Source organism: Pacificispira sp. HM-600 (assembly GCF_977993705.1).
Genome location: NZ_OZ388079.1, coordinates 856097 through 871876 on the forward strand (window position 1 = coordinate 856097; position 15780 = coordinate 871876).

A 15780-nucleotide genomic window follows, 5' to 3' on the forward strand; every position below is an offset into this window, starting at 1 on the left:
GCTCCTCTGTTTCCAGCTACCCAGGGTATCGCCGAGCGCGACGACGAACCGCCCGTCGTGTGTCCGCGTCAGCGTTGGTGACGGATGCCGAAAAGGTAGTACGCGGCGGGGCCGATCCAGTTGACCAGGATCACCGGGATCCAGACCGGCTTGGGGCCGAGCACCTCGTCCGCGTCCCGCCGGGCAAGATCCCAGAACGCCAGGAACGCGAACACCACCTGAAGGACGCCCGCAACGGCCATCCCCACCTTGGCTCCCGCCGAAACCGCCTTGACCTCAGCGAGTACCTTGACGCCTTGGGAGAGGACTTCTTTGGTCTTGGCCGTGTCGATTTTGGCCATGTCGATCTCCTTCGATGGCGCGGTTCGTGGGGGTAGGTCCCACCGTAGTCCGCGGGTCGCCGTCGCACTGGGGCTTGACTTACCTGCGGATCGCGGTATGCGCGCCGCCTGACAAACCGGACACCATGCCAGCAGACATCGACGAGTGGGAAGCGTCCGTCGCAGACGTGTGGGAAGAGTCCGACTCCCTCAGCCGCGATGAGGCTGTCGCGGCCATGCAGGAGTTGGCTGACGCGTGCCCGGCGGGCGACGGCCGGGGCGCTTTCGAACTCGCGGTGCAGTACGGATCGACCCTGCGCAATTTCGGCCGACTCGACGAAGCCATCGCCGTCTTGAGCGCCGCCCCCACCCACGAATCGACGGGCTCGGCACCTCGTGTCGTGTTGGCTCTGGCGCTTCATAGCGCAGGCCGCAAAGACGAACCGCTCCGGGTGGCCGTCGAGGCGCAAATCGACGCGATGCCGCAATATCAGCGCTCGATGCGCAACTATGCCGCCGCGCTAACCGAGCCAGCGACTCCAGCCGACCCGAGTGCCCCATAGGGCGGCATTCCACGACGTCCTCGCCGTGCTTGGGGGCATCACGGCACGGCGATGAAATCGCGCAACCACTCATCGACTTCGCGCATCACCGCGACATCGATCATTCCCGCAATGTCGAACAACCGTTCTCGTGCGACAGTGCGGGGCTGCTCGGTCATGGCATAGGTCGCGCCGGGCAAGTTGAGGTTCTGCCCGGTGAGCATCACGTGGTTCGGCCAGCCACGGTCACGCGTCGTGCACGGAACGATGATGGCGAGGGTATCCGCCTGCTCCAGGTAGAGGTCGCTCGCAATCACCAGCACGGGCCTGCGGCCGGACTGCTCACGTCCACGGACCGGGTCGAGTTCTGCCCAGACCACCATGCCTCGGCGAAGCTCAGACATCATCGTGCAGCGCGCCTACGGCGAGATCCCACGACGCGAATTCATCCCAGTACCCGGCATCAGCACCGCGAAACGCTCGCCCGAACGACTCCATGCGGCGGCGACGCTCATAGGCATCAAGCAAGCTCTCGATCAGCCCAGCAGCTGGAAGCCCGCGCTCTTTGGCGTCACGGTTGATGCGATCTCTGAGCTCGGTGGACACCTTGATCGTCGTCATACTCATGCACCGAGTATACCAATCGGTATTCGCACAGTGGTACCGATTGAGGGTGCCTGATCGTGGTGGAACTCGACCGTCTGACGATCGCGCGAGACATCCACCACTCGCGGAGCGGCTGGGTGAAGTCGAGAGCAGACAGAGGCGGCTGCGGACTCAGACCATAATCCTGCTCGACGAAAGCGCACAGGTTTGCACTCACAGTCAGAGCGTCAGCCCCCTCCTCCAACCAGCCCCTCAGCGGGTCGACGAGGTCGTCGCATTCTTCGTCATCCTCCGGCCTGTTGTCCGAGTCGACATCGACCCCGAGAAGGTCCCACTCACGAAGCATCTCCGCGATAGTGAGCGACGTACCGTCAAAACGTGATCGCCCCATTGCGTCCACTCAGTTGTTGAAGCGGAACTCCACGACATCGCCATCCTGCATGACGTAATCCTTGCCCTCGAGCCGCGCCTTGCCCTTCGCGCGGGCCTCCAGCACCGAACCGGTCTCGACCAGGTCGTCGAACGAAATGACCTCGGCCTTGATGAAGCCCTTCTCGAAGTCCGTGTGGATCACACCCGCCGCCTGCGGGGCCTTCCAGCCCTTGCCGATCGTCCACGCGCGCGACTCCTTCGGGCCCGCCGTCAGGTACGTCTGCAGGCCGAGCGTGTCGAAGCCGATGCGGGCGAGCTGGGCGATGCCGGACTCTTCCTGACCCGTCGAGGCCAGCAGCTCCGCAGCGTCCTCGGGGTCGAGGCCGATCAATTCGGACTCGATCTTCGCGTCGAGGAAAACGGCCCGGGCCGGCGCGACCAGGGCTTCCAGCTCGGCGAGGCGTGCAGCATCCGTCAGCACGGCTTCGTCGACGTTGAAGACGTAGATATACGGCTTCGAGGTCATCAGCCCGAGCTCTTTGATAGCGGCGAGGTCGAGACCCGCGTGCGACAGCAGGACTCCGCGCTCGAGCGCATCCTTAGCCGCGACCGCCGCTTCGAGCACGGCGGGGTCGGCCTTCTTGCCCTTGACCTCTTTCTCGAGGCGCGGGATCGCCTTCTCGAGGGTCTGCAGGTCGGCCAGCATGAGCTCGGCGTTGATGGTCTCGAGATCGTTCTTCGGGTTGACCGCGCCCTCGACGTGCACGACGTCGTCGTCGGTGAATCCGCGGACGACCTGGGCGATCGCATCCGCTTCACGAATGTTCGCGAGGAACTGGTTGCCGAGCCCCTCCCCCTCGCTGGCGCCGCGGACGATGCCCGCGATGTCGACGAACGAGACCGTGGCGGGCAGGATGCGCTCGCTGCCGAAGATCTCGGCGAGCTTCGTCAGGCGCTTATCCGGCAGGCTCACGACCCCGACGTTCGGCTCGATCGTCGCGAACGGATAGTTCGCCGCGAGCACGTCGTTCTGGGTCAGTGCGTTGAAGAGGGTGGACTTGCCGACGTTGGGCAGGCCGACGATGCCGATAGTGAGAGCCACGGGCATCGAGTCTACGGCGGCGGGCCGGGCGATTCCTCCGAGCTCATGCGCTCAGCCGCGCAGGACGGTCCGGAATGCGTGCGTCACGTACGGCATGTCGATCGAGCCGTCGGCCTCGGGCGATGGATGCTGCGCGACATGCTCGGCCACCTCGCGCTCGATGCGCGCGCGCTCGGCGGGCTCGACCGTGATGACATAGCTCCGCGACCGGACCATGTCGATCGCGGCCTCGGGCGACATCCGCCGCGTCCAGGTCCATTCACGGCGCTCGAGGGTCTCGAACGGCTCGGCCACACGCGGGCCCCCGTCTGCGATGAGCTGCTCGGCGTTGCTGCCGTGCATGATCTCGGTCAGGCGCGCGACCCACGGCACGTTCTCGTCGCGGATGTTCCACACGAGGCCGAGCACGCCGCCGGGCGCGAGGACCCGTCCGATCTCGCGCGACCCTGCTTCGGGATCGACCCAGTGCCACGCCTGGCCGAGAACGACGGCGTCGACGGATGCGTCGGGCAGAGGCATCCGTTCCGCCTGTCCCTCGACGGTCCGCACGTCGGGAAGCCCGGCGCGTAGCTGGTCGAGCATCGCGGCGTCGGGATCGACGGCGACCACGTCAGCCGCGAGCGCGAGCACGGCGCGTGTGAGCTTGCCGGTGCCGGCACCGACGTCGGCGACCCGCAGCGGGGTGCGGGTAGCGACGGGTGCGAGCATCCATTGCACCGCCGCAGCCGGGTACTCGGGGCGACCGGCCTCGTATGTAGCGGCTGCGCGACCGAACGACGTGGACATCTGCTCGCGATCGCTCATGCGCCGAGCCTACGTCGGGCGTCTGCAGCTCGGCCCGCGCCGGGTCGTCGCCACGGCCCGTAAATCGGAAAGGAATATCGCCTGCCGTGGCAGCCATATCGGCGCTCAGGGGGCCTTCCGCGCCCGAGATTCCTTTCAGATTTGCGCCAAGACCCCGAAACCCACCGGCAGCACGGCGCGGCAGGCACGACTCGGGCGAACATCTCGGAGGAGGAACCGAGCCCCGAGCCCCTCAGCGCGCCCCACGAGCACTCACCAGCCCCGTCGCACCTCCGCGATGTTCGGGTGGTGGCCCGGCAGCGCGACACGCCGGGCCTCCTCGCCGAACCCGGCGCGCCTCCGCTCACGCCGGCACCAGCCACGCGAGGGTGGGGACGTGCCCCTGGATTTCACCGCCATCGACTTCGAGACGGCCAATTCCAGTCCCGCGTCCGCGTGCGCCGTCGGTCTGGTCCGGGTTCGCGCCGGCCGCGTCGTCGCGAAAGCCGGGTGGTTGATCCGCCCACCCACGGGATACGACGAGTTCAACCCGTTCAACACGCGCATCCACGGCATCCGGGTCGAGGATGTCGCGGGCTCTGCCGAGTGGACGCACCAACTCGACGCGCTCTGCGCATTCGCCGGCGCCGACGTGCTCGTCGCCCACAACGCCGGGTTCGACATGAACGTCCTCCGCCGCGCGTGCGCCGCCACGGGCGACGATTGCCCTCCGTACCGCTACCTCTGCACGCTGCAACTCGCGCGCAAGTCGTACGTGCTCGACTCGTACCGACTGCCGATCGCCGCAGCCGAAGCCGGCTTCCCGGAGTTCGCACACCACAACGCCACGGCGGACGCCGAAGCGTGCGCACACATCGTCATCGACACCGCGCGGCGGCACGGAGCGACGGATGTCTCGCACCTGGCCGAACTCGCGGGCATCAAGGTGGGCCGGCTCGTGCCGTCGGCACCGGCGCCCGTTTCGGCCGGCCCGACCTTCGCCCCGATCGCGCTCGAGGCCGCCGTCGCCTGAGGCCCGCGCCCGAGGCCGCCGTCGCCAGAGGCCGCCGCATGAGGCCCCTGCCTGAGACCACCGCCCGACTCCTTTGCTCGTCCCTCGAGCCCGGGGCGCGCGGCGCTCCGTGCGATGTCGCACCCCCCTGCCACCATGAGCGCATGGACATTCTGATCCTTCCTCTCCTGCTCGCGACGCTCGTCGTCGGCGCTTTCATCGGCTGGCTCGCGCGCGGTGCTCGGGCACAGACCGACATGGCTGCACTCCGCGCCCGCACGACGGGAGCCGAGTCCCTCGTCGCCGGGCTGCGCGAGCAGCTCCAGCTTCAGCGAGGCGCCGATGCAGAGCGTGCCGAGCGTGAGCGGCGCGACCAGGCGGTGCTGCGCGCTCTCGCGCCCGTGCAGGAGTCGCTCGATCGGATGCAGCGGCAGGTCGTCGACCTCGAACGCGAGCGTGGGGCCCAGTACGGTGCGATCGCCGCGCAGCTGCGGCAATCGGTGGAGTCCGACGAGCAGTTACGGCGCACCACCGAATCACTCGCCGGCGCCTTGCGCTCGAACGGCACGCGGGGTGTCTGGGGCGAGACGGCGCTCCGCCGCGTGGTCGAGGCCGCGGGGCTCACGCGTCACGTCGACTTCACGATCCAGACCTCCGTGACGACGGATGCCGGAACCGGCCGACCCGACATGGTCATCCGGCTGCCCGGCGGCGCTTCGGTGCCCGTCGACGCGAAGGTTCCGCTCGATGCGTACCTCGAGGCATCCGCCATTCCCGTTACCGCGACGGGCGAGCAGGCCGAGCGTCGCCAGTCCCTGCTGCAGCGGCATGTGCGAGCGGTTCGCGCACACGTGGACGCACTGGCAAAAAAGGCGTATTGGACGGGTGTCGAGTCGAGCCCCGAGTTCGTGATCTGTTTCATTCCGAACGAGTCGCTGCTCGCGACCGCGCTCGACGAAGACCCGACCCTGCTCGACTACGCCTTCTCGCGACGGGTCGCGCTCGCGTCCCCGGTCAACCTGTGGGCCGTGCTCAAGACGGTCGCTTTCTCATGGACGCAGCAGGATGTCTCGGCCGAGGCCAAGCGGCTGTTCGAGCTCGGGTCGACCCTGTATCAGCGGCTCGGCGCCCTCGCCGGGCATGCCGACTCGCTGCGCCGCGCGATCGAACGCACGGTCGAGAGCTACAACCGGTTCGCGGGTTCGCTCGAGACGCGGGTCCTGGCGACCGCGCGCCAGTTCCCGGGTATCGACGACACCCGGCTGCTACCCGAGGCCACCTCGATCACGACAACCCCTCGATCCTTGACCTCAGCGGAGCTGATCGACTCTGACGAAGACGGCGACTCCGAAAGCGCCGATCTTGCCGATCAGGCCGAAGACGACGGCGAACCCACGAACACCGCCGCACCGGTCGCGCTCGCCGACCTCGGCGAGCTGCGTGATCGGCTTACGAGCCCCCGCCGGGAATGAGGCTCATGAGGGCGACAACCGTGCCCGAAACGACGACGAATGCGCCGACAAGCCACCAGGCGCTGACCTCGTGTCCCTCTTCGCGACGCACGCGCAGCAACACGTCCTGGCGACGGGCGGGGTCGATCGCATCAGCGACGACGGCCTGGGCGCCGGTCTGCGGGTGAGCAACGCTCGACGATGCTGGACCCGACGCTGAGGCGGGAACCGCCTTCGAATTGGGCGCCGCTGGGGAGCCCTGAACTGCCGTGAAACCCTGTGCAGTCATGCAAAACCGTCCCGTGTGTGCTGTGGATGGATGGACCACCGTCAACGCTGACTGGCACACCCCATCCTGCCAGACCGATCCGAAAAGGGCCCAGAGCCGCGGCCCACCGGAGCGGTCTGCGTTACAACCACTTCGACGTGAGGTGCTCCGACGTGATGCGGCGAAGCGTGCCCGAACGGCCGCGCAACACGACGCTCTCGCTGTAGATGAAGTCGCCCTCGCGCCGCACACCCGCCACCAACTGACCGTCGGTCACGCCCGTTGCGACGAAGATCGTGTTGTCTCCGGTCACGAGCTCGTCGGCCTCATAGACGTAGCCGTCCGTCTTCAGTCCGGCATCCGCGCCCTTCTGCTTTTCGAGGTCATCGCGGGGCCACAACCGACCCTGGATGTGTCCGCCGAGTGCCTTGATGGCACAGGCCGTGACGATGCCCTCCGGGCTGCCGCCGACCCCGACGCACATGTCGGTGCGGGCGTTGTGTCGCGCCGCATTGATCCCGCCGGCAACATCACCGTCGGACATCAGGCGCGTTCCGGCCCCGGCCTCACGGATGTCGGCGATGAGCTGTTCGTGGCGCGGCCGGTTCAGCACCGACACCACCATCTCGTCGATCGGCTTCCCGAGCGCCTTCGAGAGCAGACGGATGTTCTCACCGACCGGAAGACGGATGTCGACCACACCCACGCCCGCGGGCCCCGTCACCAGCTTGTCCATATAGAACACCGACGACGCGTCGAGCATCGTGCCGCGGTCCGAGACGGCGATGACCGAGAGCGCGTTCTGACGACCGGCGGCGGTGAGCGAGGTGCCGTCGATCGGGTCGACCGCGACGTCGCACTGGGGACCTCGGCCGTTGCCGACCTTCTCGCCGTTGAACAGCATGGGCGCTTCGTCCTTCTCGCCCTCGCCGATCACGATGACGCCATCGAAGTTCACCGTCGTGAAGAAGGCCCGCATTGCGTCAACGGCAGCGGCGTCCGCGGCGAGTTTGTCTCCGCGGCCGATGAACGGCACCGCTCGAATCGATGCCGCCTCCGTCGCGCGAACGAGTTCGAGGGCGAGATTTCGATCGGGATGAAGGGGGCTCATGTCGCCGGTGATGCTGACCATGCCGCCAGCCTAACGCCGGCATCGCAGAATACGTCGGGCTTTCGACGGCCCGAACCGCGAAGGAATCGCCCTTCTTTACAGTCACGCAAACCCCGGGGCCGAGCACGCCGATAGCACCGGCCCAGACCCAATACGCGGCCCGATCCGTGGCGCCATCTCCGGGACAGAGAGGCGGGCTTCGCTAGAGTGATAACGCACCCTCCCGATCTGTGAGAGCCGCACCCTCCCGATTCCTAAGGAGCACCTCGATGCCCGTCGCCACCCCCGAGCAGTACGCCGACATGCTGGATCGAGCCAAGGCTGGAGGCTTCGCCTATCCCGCCATCAATGTCTCGAGTTCGCAGACGATCAACTCCGTTCTGCAGGGCCTGACCGAGGCGGGCTCGGACGGCATCCTCCAGGTCACCACGGGCGGTGCCGATTACTTCGCCGGCCAGACCGTCAAGGCCCGCGCCACGGGTGCGCTCGCATTCGCCCGGTTCGTTCACGAGGTCGCCAAGAGCTACCCGATCACGGTCGCCCTGCACACCGACCACTGCCCGAAGGAAGCCCTTCCCGGCTTCGTTCTTCCGCTGATCGAGGCGTCGGAAGAAGAGGTCAAGGCCGGACGCAACCCGATCTTCCAGTCCCACATGTGGGATGGATCGGCCGTGCCCCTCGACGAGAACATCGAGATCGCCGCAGAGCTCCTCCCCCGCATGAAGAACATCAACGCGATCCTCGAGGTCGAGATCGGTGTCGTCGGCGGCGAAGAGGATGGCGTGAAGCACGAAGGGTCCAACGACGCGCTGTACACGACGGTCGCCGACGTGACCAAGGCTGTCGAGTCTCTCGGTCTCGGCGAGAACGGCCGCTACATCGCCGCCCTCACCTTCGGTAACGTGCACGGCGTCTACAAGCCCGGCAACGTCAAGCTCCGCCCTGAGCTGCTCGGTGAGATCCAGGCCGGCATCGCGGCGAAGTTCGGCACCGGAGCGAAGCCCCTCGACCTCGTCTTCCACGGCGGCTCGGGCTCGACGTCCGAAGAGATCGCCCTGGCGGTCTCGAACGGCGTGATCAAGATGAACATCGACACCGACACCCAGTACGCGTTCACGCGCTCGGTCGCGGGCTTCATGTTCAGCAACTACGACGGCGTCCTGAAGGTCGACGGCGAGGTCGGAAACAAGAAGGCCTACGACCCCCGCGCCTGGGGCAAGGTCGCCGAGTCGGCCATGGCCGCGCGTGTCGTCGAGGCAACGCAGCAGCTCGGATCCGCCGGCAAGTCACAGGGCTGATACCCCGCATCTCAACGACCGGATGCCCCGGGCCCGACTCCTCACGAGGACCGAGCCCGGGGCATCCGTCGTCCTACGCCGGCGCGCGGTACCCGTCGAGCAGTCCCGGCGCGCCCTCCGGCGCTGCAATGACCTCGATCTCATCGCCCGGCCGCACGGCGCCGGACCGCACGACACGGAGGTAGGGGCCGAGGCGGCGTTCCGCGGAAAAGCGCTTGACCCATCCTCGTTCGTCAGGCCCGCCGAGCCAGCGGGCGAAGGTCTGGCATGGCGTGCGAGGCATCGTCACTTCGAGCACGAGTGCGTCACCGATACGCCACCGCTCGCCGATGCGCGCGGTGTTGACGTCGAGACCCTCGACCCGCAGGTTTTCGCCGAACCAGCCGGGCGGCAGCTCGCGGTCGAGCTCGCGCTCCCAGTACAGGGCGTCCTCTTGGGCATATGCATAGACGGCCTTGTCGAGTCCGCCGTGGTGTTTGCGGTTGGCCTGCACGTCGCCGCGGATGCCGTAGGGGCCGACCTTCGCGCCACGCGCGACGGGGCGCTTGTCGATGGCGGTCACGCCCGCGGTGCCGGCTTCGGGACGCAGCTGATGGACGACGCAGACGGCGAGCACACGAGGCATCCGCCCATCGTAGGCAACCCAATCCACCGCAGGACCCACTTCAGCGCTGCGTCGGCCTCAAACCGAGGCAAATTGGGACACCCCTCCAGTAGATGTCCCAATTTTCGGCTGTTTGCCGCCCGCTTAGCAAGGGAGAGTGGGACACACACACCAGAAAGTGGGACATGGAGTCGCCGAGGTGGCGTGACGAGCGGGGTCAGCCGACCGAAGAGACCAGCGCGTTCCAGATTGCCGGGTCGCTGAACAGCGGCACCATGAGCAGCACGCTGGCGGTGAGGGTGAATACGACTCCACCGACGAGCGGGATCCACCACGACAGGCGCCCGCGGCGGAGGTTCAACCACGTCAGTGTGGCGGTCAGGAGCCACCCGAGCCCCAGCACGAAGGCGGCGGCGAGGCCCCATCCGCGACCCCCGCCACTGAATTCTGCGTCGACACTCATGACGTCGAGCAATGTGTTGGCGTAGGTGGAGTACTCGGTGAAAGCCGGGATGGATGTGAGGACGTTGAAGAGTCCGTAGCCGAGCAGAGCGAACGTGATGATGCGATCGACCGTACGCGGACGTCGAACGGGACGAGAGGGACCCGATGCGTCCGGCGCCACGGGAGCGGGAGCCCCCGGCTGCAGCGCCGGAGGTGTCGTCGATGCCGAACCGTACGGCGGAGCGGGCGGAACAGGCGCCGTGGGAGTGTCCAGCGACTGCCCGGACGACAGCGCATGGGTGGCATCCGGTTGCTGGATACGAGCCCGCTGCTCTTCGGGCGTGGCGTACTCGCCGTACTCGGGACGTGTCGGACGGTCGGGCGCCGCACCCGTCACGCGGTGGTCCCCCGGCCGCCGAGTGCGCGCTCGTCGCGCTGCCCCGACGAATCGTGTCGGAGCTCCTTCGGGAGCGAGAAGATCAGGTCTTCTTCGGCCGTCTTCACCTGCTCGACATCGCGGTAGCCGGCGGTCGCCAGGTCAGCGAGCACCTGATCGACGAGGACTTCGGGAACGGATGCGCCGCTCGTGACGCCGACGGTCTCAACACCGTCGAACCACTCCTGACGCATCTCGTCGGCGTAATCGACGCGATACGCGGTCTTCGCGCCGTACTCGAGGGCAACCTCGACGAGGCGGACGCTGTTGGAAGAGTTGGCCGAACCGACCACGATGACGAGATCCGCGCCCTTTGCGACCTTCTTGATCGCGACCTGACGGTTCTGGGTGGCATAGCAGATGTCGTCCGAGGGCGGATCCTGCAATTGCGGGAAGCGCGTGCGCAGGCGGCGGACGGTCTCCATCGTCTCGTCGACCGACAGAGTGGTCTGCGAGAGCCACACGACCTTTGAGGGATCGCGCACCTCGATCGTGTCGGCCTCGTCGGGTGAACCGACGAGGGTCACGTGCTCGGGTGCCTCGCCCGCCGTCCCCTCGACCTCTTCGTGGCCCTCGTGACCGATCAGCAGAATCTCGAAGTCGTCACGGGCGAAGCGCACGGCCTCGCGGTGCACCTTGGTGACGAGCGGGCACGTCGCGTCGATCGCCTGCAGACCCCGGTCAGCGGCCGCCGACACGACCGCGGGCGAAACACCGTGCGCACTGAAAACGATGTGCGCGCCGGGCGGAACCTCGTCGACCTCATCGACGAAGATCGCTCCGGCCGCCTCCAGCTCGGTGACGACGTGAACGTTGTGGACGATCTGTTTACGCACGTAAACCGGCGCCCCGAAGCGGTCGAGAGCCTTCTCGACGGCGATGACGGCTCTATCCACACCCGCGCAGTATCCACGGGGTGCAGCCAGCAGCACCCTCTTGTGTCCGTTGACCGGGATATCCTGAAGACGCCCTGCGCGTCCCGGTACTCGGGGCAGGGGCATGCGGACGACGGGGGTGCTCACTCCTCGATTCTACGGGGGCCTACCTGCGCCCCGGCCGGGAGGAGCCAGATGACGGACGCTTCGACGCCGCTCAGCGGAACCGCTTCGAATCAGGTCGGCGGAAAAGCCCCGGCCTCCGCAGGCCCAGCGTTCGCTCCGCCCGGCGGAACGGTGCACCCGCGCGACTCGAGCCCGGATCATCCGTGCTCCGTCTCGGCTCTCGGCACGGTCGTGCGCGACTATGTCGCCAAGCTCGGTTCGCCCTGGATCGAGGGCGAGGTCACCGAGTGGAACGTCCGTAACGTCGGCACCTTCGCCCGCCTACGCGATCTCGAGGGCGATGCGGTCATCTCGCTCACGATCTGGTCGCGCGTGCGCGATCGACTGCCGAAGGACATCAAGCCGGGCGACCACATCATCGTCTGCGCCAAACCCGAGTACCGCCTCAAGTCGGGCGATCTGTCGTACAACGTCTCGTCCGCCCGGCACGTCGGCCTCGGTGACCTCCTCGAGAACCTCGAGCGCCTGCGGTCGAAGCTGCGCGCCGAGGGGCTGTTCGACCCCGACCGCAAACGTCGCCTGCCCTTCCTCCCCCATCTCGTCGGACTCATCACGGCCAAGAATTCGGATGCCGAGAAGGACGTACTTCGCAACGCCGAGCTGCGCTGGCCGCACGTGAACTTCCGCGTCGAGCACGCGACCGTACAGGGCGATCAGTGCGTCCCGTCCGTCCTCGCGGCGCTGCGCAAACTCGACGACGACCCGGCCGTCGACGTGATCGTGATCGCGCGTGGCGGCGGCGATTTCCAGGACCTCCTCGGTTTCAGCGACGAGCGCCTCCTGCGCGCGGTGGCTGAAGCGCGCACCCCGGTGGTGAGCGCGATCGGGCACGACGCCGATCGGCCGCTGCTCGACGAGGTGGCGGACCTGCGAGCATCCACCCCGACCGACGCAGCGAAACGGATCGTCCCCGACGTCGCCGAGCAGCTCGCCATCGTCCGCCAGGTCCGCGGTCGCCTGGCCGCTCGCGTCGCCCAGAAGTTGCAGCACGAGAGCGTGCACCTCGAGCAGCTGCGCTCACGACCGGTCCTCAGGCAGCCCGAACGGATGCTTCAGGATCGGGCGTCCTCGATCGAGCAGCACCTCGCGCGGGGGCGCGCGACGACGACCAGGGCGCTCGCCCGCGGCACGACGGACGTCGCAGAGCTGCGCGCCGGGCTCCGTGCGCTGAGCCCGCAACACACCCTCGATCGGGGATACGCGATCGTCGAGGTCGCCGGTGAGATCGTCCGAGACGCGGCGAGTGCGCCTCAGGGCGCCGATGCCCGCGTGACCGTCGCCCGGGGGCGGTTCGCCGCCACCTCTCTCGGCGAGGTAGAGGCGTGATCGCGCGCCGTAGGATGGACGTATGACCGAGCAGGGAGCCGATATCAGCGCGCTCTCCTTCGAGCAGGCACGGGACGAGCTGCAACAGGTCGTCGCCCGCCTCGAACAAGGCTCTGCAACGCTCGAAGAATCGCTGCGGCTCTGGGAGCGCGGCGAAGCGCTCGCCCGCCGGTGCGAGGACTGGCTCCTCGGCGCGAAACAGCGTCTAGACGCCGCATCCGCTTCGACCGATGCGCCCGCAGCCGGCGGTGACGCGGGATGACGTCGGAGCGCAATCCGCAGCGTGTGGTCGCCGAGCTCGGTCGGCCCGAAACGCCCGACGAGACCGCGGCGCGCAAGGCGGAGTCGTCGCGGGTCTACCGGTCGAGCCAGACGTTTCGCAACCTGATCGCGGCGATCATCGTCACGGTCGTCGTCGTCTTCATCGTCATCTTCGGCGTCCCGCGCGGCGAACTGCCCGAGCGCGAGAGCATCGACCCGGCTCCGATTGCCGAGCAGGCGACGGAAAGCCTGGGCCGGAGCGTCATCGTACCCGCCGTTCCGTCCGACTGGCGCGTCAATGTCGCCGAAGTGTCATCCGACGGGGGGTCATCGTCCTGGTCGATCGCCTACGTGCCCGACGATGAGGGTTTCATCCGGTTCGCGCAAGCTTTCGACACGGACGAAGTGTGGGCACGCAGCGCCCTTGCCGGATCCTCCCCGACCGACTCGGTACAGATCGCCGGCATCGAGTGGGACGTCTTCGAACCGGCCGACCCGAGTCGCGCCGCGAACATCTCGTACGCACTCGGAACGCAAGCGGGCTCCGATTACGTGCTCCTGTACGGTGCGGTGAGCCCCGAACAGGCCGCCGAACTGGCGACGATCGTGGCCTCAGATGTCGAACAACTCCAGGGAGCCAGTCGATGAGCGATAACCCGACGCCCGCACGCGCCTGGGCCGAGATGCTGCGCGGTAACGCGCGCTTCGTGGCCGGTGAGCCCCGACATCCGCGCCAGGATGTCGAACGACGACACCAGACGGCCGCCGCTCAGCGCCCGCGCGCCGCTCTCTTCGGATGCTCGGACTCGCGCCTCGCTGCCGAGATCATCTTCGACAAGGGTCTCGGTGACCTTTTCGTCGTGCGAAACGCGGGCCAGGTCATCTCGGACTCCGTCGTCGGGAGCCTGGAGTACGCTGTCGCGGTGCTCGAGGTGCCCCTGATCGTCGTTCTCGCTCACGACGAGTGCGGTGCCGTGCGCGCCGCGATCGACAGCACGGGCATCGATGCCCCGGCACTGCCCGCGCAGGTATGGCGCCAGATCGCCCCGATCGTTCCGGCCGCACGCCGCGTTCTTGCCGCCGGTGCTGCCCAGGGCGTGACCCCCGCGACGATCGACACCGAGGCCGTCGGCCGCGAACACCTGCGCGCGACGGTCAGCGAGCTGCTGCGGACGTCCGAGCTGATCAGCGAGGCTGTTGCGGAGGGTCGCCTGGCGATCGTGGGGGCCAACTACCGACTTGCCGAGGGCACGGCTGTGCCCGACGTCCTACTGGGCGCCGCGATGGACGCGGACGCCTGAGACCCGGAGGAAACGAAGACGTGACTGATACCGCAGCCGGCACCGAAGCTGGCACCGAGTACCGCATCGAGCACGACACCATGGGCGAGGTGCGGGTTCCCGCGTCCGCGCTCTATGGCGCCCAGACGCAGCGAGCGGTGGAGAACTTCCCGATCTCGGGCGACAGCCTCGACCCCGCTCAGCTGATCGCGCTGGCGCGCATCAAGAAGGCCGCGGCTCTCGCCAACAAGCACCTCGGCACGCTCGACGGTGCGATCGCGGACGCCATCGCGGGCGCGGCGGATGAGGTCATCGGCGGCGGCGCGGCCGATCAGTTCCCGATCGATGTGTACCAGACGGGCAGTGGTACGTCGACGAACATGAACATGAACGAGGTGCTTGCAACGCTCGCCACCCGTTCGCTCGGCTCGCCCGTGCACCCCAACGATCACGTGAACGCCTCGCAGTCCTCCAACGACGTCTTCCCGACGTCGGTGCACGTCGCGGTCACGCAAGAACTCCTGCACGACCTGATCCCCGCGCTCGACTACCTCGCCGTCGCGCTCGAGGCAAAGGCCGAACTCTGGAAGGGCGCGGTCAAGTCGGGCCGCACGCACCTGATGGATGCCACGCCGGTCACTCTCGGCCAGGAGTTCGGCGGCTACGCCCGTCAGATCCGTCTCGGCATCGAGCGTCTGCACGCCGTCGTCCCCCACGTCGCCGAGGTTCCGCTCGGCGGCACCGCCGTCGGCACGGGTATCAACACCCCCGCCGGGTTCTCGCAGAAGGTCCTCGAGCTGCTCGTCGCCGAGACCGGGCTGCCGATCACCGAGGCGCTCGACCACTTCGAGGCTCAGGCCAACCGCGACTCGCTGGTCGAAGCATCCGGCGCGCTCCGCACGATCGCGGTGTCGCTGACGAAGATCAACAACGACCTGCGCTGGATGGGATCGGGGCCCAACACGGGCCTCGGCGAGCTGCACATCCCCGATCTGCAGCCCGGGTCCTCCATCATGCCCGGCAAGGTCAACCCGGTGATTCCCGAGGCAACGCTCATGGTGTGCGCGCGGGTCATCGGCAACGACGCGACGATCGCCTGGGCGGGCGCCTCGGGTGCTTTCGAGCTCAACGTCGCGATCCCCGTCATGGGCACGGCGCTGCTGGAATCGATCCGGCTTCTGGCGAACACGATGCGCGTGTTGGCGGACAAGACGATCGACGGCCTCGAGGCGAACCTCGACCGTGCCGCCGCGTTCGCCGGAATGTCGCCGTCGATCGTCACGCCGCTCAACAAGCTCATCGGATACGAGGCCGCGGCGAAGATCGCCAAGCACTCCGTTGCGAAGGGCATTACTGTCCGCGAAGCGGTCATCGACCTCGGCTACGTATCGCGCGGCGAGATCACGGAAGAGCAGCTGGATGACAAGCTCGACCTGCTCTCCATGACCCACCCCGGATGAGAGCTTCCTTACCCGTGCACACCGGAGTGCAGCGGGACCGGAT

General features: G+C 67.7%; 19 protein-coding genes. 9 read left to right on the top strand and 10 right to left on the bottom strand.

The window, feature by feature from the left end; genetic code table 11:
* Positions 1-68: 68 nt before the first annotated feature.
* Entirely contained in the window at positions 69-341 is a 273-nt protein-coding gene (locus tag ACXZ1E_RS03985; RefSeq protein ID WP_458042138.1) for a PLD nuclease N-terminal domain-containing protein, read from the bottom strand.
* Between the two features lie 125 nt (positions 342-466).
* Here ACXZ1E_RS03985 and ACXZ1E_RS03990 point away from each other — a divergent pair, with 125 nt between their 5' ends.
* A complete protein-coding gene (locus ACXZ1E_RS03990) occupies positions 467-883 on the top strand; it encodes a tetratricopeptide repeat protein (RefSeq protein WP_458042139.1) in 417 nt (138 codons plus the stop codon).
* 38 nt (positions 884-921) lie between these two features.
* On the opposite strand, the gene ACXZ1E_RS03995 is transcribed toward ACXZ1E_RS03990, so the two are convergent.
* The 4 genes from ACXZ1E_RS03995 to ACXZ1E_RS04010 form a co-directional block, all read right to left on the bottom strand.
* On the bottom strand, positions 922-1269 hold the full coding sequence (locus ACXZ1E_RS03995; RefSeq protein ID WP_458042140.1) for a type II toxin-antitoxin system PemK/MazF family toxin: 348 nt from the start codon (positions 1267-1269) through the stop codon (positions 922-924).
* Positions 1259-1489 (bottom strand): hypothetical protein, encoded by a 231-nt coding sequence (locus tag ACXZ1E_RS04000; RefSeq protein ID WP_458042141.1) that lies wholly within the window; start codon positions 1487-1489, stop codon positions 1259-1261. Before ACXZ1E_RS04000 ends, ACXZ1E_RS03995 begins: the two co-directional genes overlap by 11 nt.
* 379 nt (positions 1490-1868) lie before the next feature.
* A complete protein-coding gene (ychF, locus tag ACXZ1E_RS04005) occupies positions 1869-2942 on the bottom strand; it encodes a redox-regulated ATPase YchF (RefSeq protein ID WP_458042142.1) in 1074 nt (357 codons plus the stop codon).
* Between the two features lie 51 nt (positions 2943-2993).
* A complete protein-coding gene (locus tag ACXZ1E_RS04010) occupies positions 2994-3746 on the bottom strand; it encodes a class I SAM-dependent methyltransferase (RefSeq protein WP_458042143.1) in 753 nt (250 codons plus the stop codon).
* A gap of 376 nt (positions 3747-4122) precedes the next feature.
* On the opposite strand from ACXZ1E_RS04010, the gene ACXZ1E_RS04015 reads away from it, so the two are divergent.
* Positions 4123-4758 carry a 3'-5' exonuclease gene (locus ACXZ1E_RS04015; protein WP_458042144.1) on the top strand — a complete coding sequence of 212 codons (636 nt, stop codon included), beginning with the start codon at positions 4123-4125 and terminating at the stop codon, positions 4756-4758.
* Positions 4759-4901: 143 nt separating this feature from the next.
* Complete coding sequence (locus ACXZ1E_RS04020; protein WP_458042145.1) at positions 4902-6209, top strand: DNA recombination protein RmuC; 1308 nt, start codon at positions 4902-4904, stop codon at positions 6207-6209.
* On the opposite strand, the gene ACXZ1E_RS04025 is transcribed toward ACXZ1E_RS04020, so the two are convergent.
* Positions 6187-6477, bottom strand: a complete 291-nt coding sequence (locus ACXZ1E_RS04025; RefSeq protein ID WP_458042146.1) for a hypothetical protein — start codon at positions 6475-6477, stop codon at positions 6187-6189. The genes ACXZ1E_RS04020 and ACXZ1E_RS04025 overlap by 23 nt on opposite strands.
* Before the next feature lie 121 nt (positions 6478-6598).
* Positions 6599-7588, bottom strand: a complete 990-nt coding sequence (glpX, locus tag ACXZ1E_RS04030; protein WP_458042147.1) for a class II fructose-bisphosphatase — start codon at positions 7586-7588, stop codon at positions 6599-6601.
* 248 nt (positions 7589-7836) lie between these two features.
* Between glpX and fbaA the strand changes: the two genes are divergently transcribed.
* Positions 7837-8865 (top strand): class II fructose-bisphosphate aldolase, encoded by a 1029-nt coding sequence (fbaA, locus tag ACXZ1E_RS04035; RefSeq protein WP_458042148.1) that lies wholly within the window; start codon positions 7837-7839, stop codon positions 8863-8865.
* A 73-nt stretch (positions 8866-8938) separates the two neighbouring features.
* Here the strand turns inward: fbaA and ACXZ1E_RS04040 are convergent, their stop codons facing one another.
* From ACXZ1E_RS04040 to ACXZ1E_RS04050, 3 genes are all read right to left on the bottom strand, one after another.
* Positions 8939-9490 (bottom strand): MOSC domain-containing protein, encoded by a 552-nt coding sequence (locus ACXZ1E_RS04040; protein ID WP_458042149.1) that lies wholly within the window; start codon positions 9488-9490, stop codon positions 8939-8941.
* A gap of 196 nt (positions 9491-9686) precedes the next feature.
* Entirely contained in the window at positions 9687-10310 is a 624-nt protein-coding gene (locus tag ACXZ1E_RS04045; RefSeq protein ID WP_458042150.1) for a DUF6264 family protein, read from the bottom strand.
* A complete protein-coding gene (locus ACXZ1E_RS04050; RefSeq protein WP_458352039.1) occupies positions 10307-11371 on the bottom strand; it encodes a 4-hydroxy-3-methylbut-2-enyl diphosphate reductase in 1065 nt (354 codons plus the stop codon). Before ACXZ1E_RS04050 ends, ACXZ1E_RS04045 begins: the two co-directional genes overlap by 4 nt.
* Before the next feature lie 48 nt (positions 11372-11419).
* On the opposite strand from ACXZ1E_RS04050, the gene xseA reads away from it, so the two are divergent.
* From xseA to ACXZ1E_RS04075, 5 genes are read left to right on the top strand one after another with little or no spacing between them, the layout of a single operon-like run.
* Positions 11420-12736, top strand: a complete 1317-nt coding sequence (xseA, locus tag ACXZ1E_RS04055) for an exodeoxyribonuclease VII large subunit (protein ID WP_458042151.1) — start codon at positions 11420-11422, stop codon at positions 12734-12736.
* 22 nt (positions 12737-12758) lie between these two features.
* Positions 12759-12998, top strand: coding sequence for an exodeoxyribonuclease VII small subunit (locus tag ACXZ1E_RS04060; protein ID WP_036294707.1), 240 nt, complete (start codon positions 12759-12761; stop codon positions 12996-12998).
* A complete protein-coding gene (locus ACXZ1E_RS04065; RefSeq protein WP_458042152.1) occupies positions 12995-13645 on the top strand; it encodes a DUF4245 family protein in 651 nt (216 codons plus the stop codon). Before ACXZ1E_RS04060 ends, ACXZ1E_RS04065 begins: the two co-directional genes overlap by 4 nt.
* Entirely contained in the window at positions 13642-14298 is a 657-nt protein-coding gene (locus ACXZ1E_RS04070; protein ID WP_458042153.1) for a carbonic anhydrase, read from the top strand. The genes ACXZ1E_RS04065 and ACXZ1E_RS04070 overlap by 4 nt, the downstream gene beginning before the upstream one ends.
* A gap of 20 nt (positions 14299-14318) precedes the next feature.
* Positions 14319-15737 (top strand): class II fumarate hydratase, encoded by a 1419-nt coding sequence (locus tag ACXZ1E_RS04075; protein WP_458042154.1) that lies wholly within the window; start codon positions 14319-14321, stop codon positions 15735-15737.
* The last annotated feature ends 43 nt before the right edge of the window (positions 15738-15780 follow it).

What these genes read in the sequence shown, in the direction of transcription:
- ACXZ1E_RS04065 (WP_458042152.1), top strand. Translation starts at nt 12,995, where the DNA reads ATGACGTCGGAGCGCAATCCGCAGCGTGTGGTCGCCGAGCTCGGTCGG.
- ACXZ1E_RS03995 (WP_458042140.1), bottom strand. Translation starts at nt 1,269, where the DNA reads ATGATGTCTGAGCTTCGCCGAGGCATGGTGGTCTGGGCAGAACTCGAC.
- xseA (WP_458042151.1), top strand. Translation starts at nt 11,420, where the DNA reads ATGACGGACGCTTCGACGCCGCTCAGCGGAACCGCTTCGAATCAGGTC.
- ACXZ1E_RS04025 (WP_458042146.1), bottom strand. Translation starts at nt 6,477, where the DNA reads ATGACTGCACAGGGTTTCACGGCAGTTCAGGGCTCCCCAGCGGCGCCC.
- ACXZ1E_RS04000 (WP_458042141.1), bottom strand. Translation starts at nt 1,489, where the DNA reads ATGAGTATGACGACGATCAAGGTGTCCACCGAGCTCAGAGATCGCATC.
- fbaA (WP_458042148.1), top strand. Translation starts at nt 7,837, where the DNA reads ATGCCCGTCGCCACCCCCGAGCAGTACGCCGACATGCTGGATCGAGCC.
- ACXZ1E_RS04020 (WP_458042145.1), top strand. Translation starts at nt 4,902, where the DNA reads ATGGACATTCTGATCCTTCCTCTCCTGCTCGCGACGCTCGTCGTCGGC.
- ACXZ1E_RS04070 (WP_458042153.1), top strand. Translation starts at nt 13,642, where the DNA reads ATGAGCGATAACCCGACGCCCGCACGCGCCTGGGCCGAGATGCTGCGC.
- ACXZ1E_RS04060 (WP_036294707.1), top strand. Translation starts at nt 12,759, where the DNA reads ATGACCGAGCAGGGAGCCGATATCAGCGCGCTCTCCTTCGAGCAGGCA.
- ACXZ1E_RS03985 (WP_458042138.1), bottom strand. Translation starts at nt 341, where the DNA reads ATGGCCAAAATCGACACGGCCAAGACCAAAGAAGTCCTCTCCCAAGGC.
- ACXZ1E_RS04010 (WP_458042143.1), bottom strand. Translation starts at nt 3,746, where the DNA reads ATGAGCGATCGCGAGCAGATGTCCACGTCGTTCGGTCGCGCAGCCGCT.
- glpX (WP_458042147.1), bottom strand. Translation starts at nt 7,588, where the DNA reads ATGGTCAGCATCACCGGCGACATGAGCCCCCTTCATCCCGATCGAAAT.
- ACXZ1E_RS04040 (WP_458042149.1), bottom strand. Translation starts at nt 9,490, where the DNA reads ATGCCTCGTGTGCTCGCCGTCTGCGTCGTCCATCAGCTGCGTCCCGAA.
- ACXZ1E_RS03990 (WP_458042139.1), top strand. Translation starts at nt 467, where the DNA reads ATGCCAGCAGACATCGACGAGTGGGAAGCGTCCGTCGCAGACGTGTGG.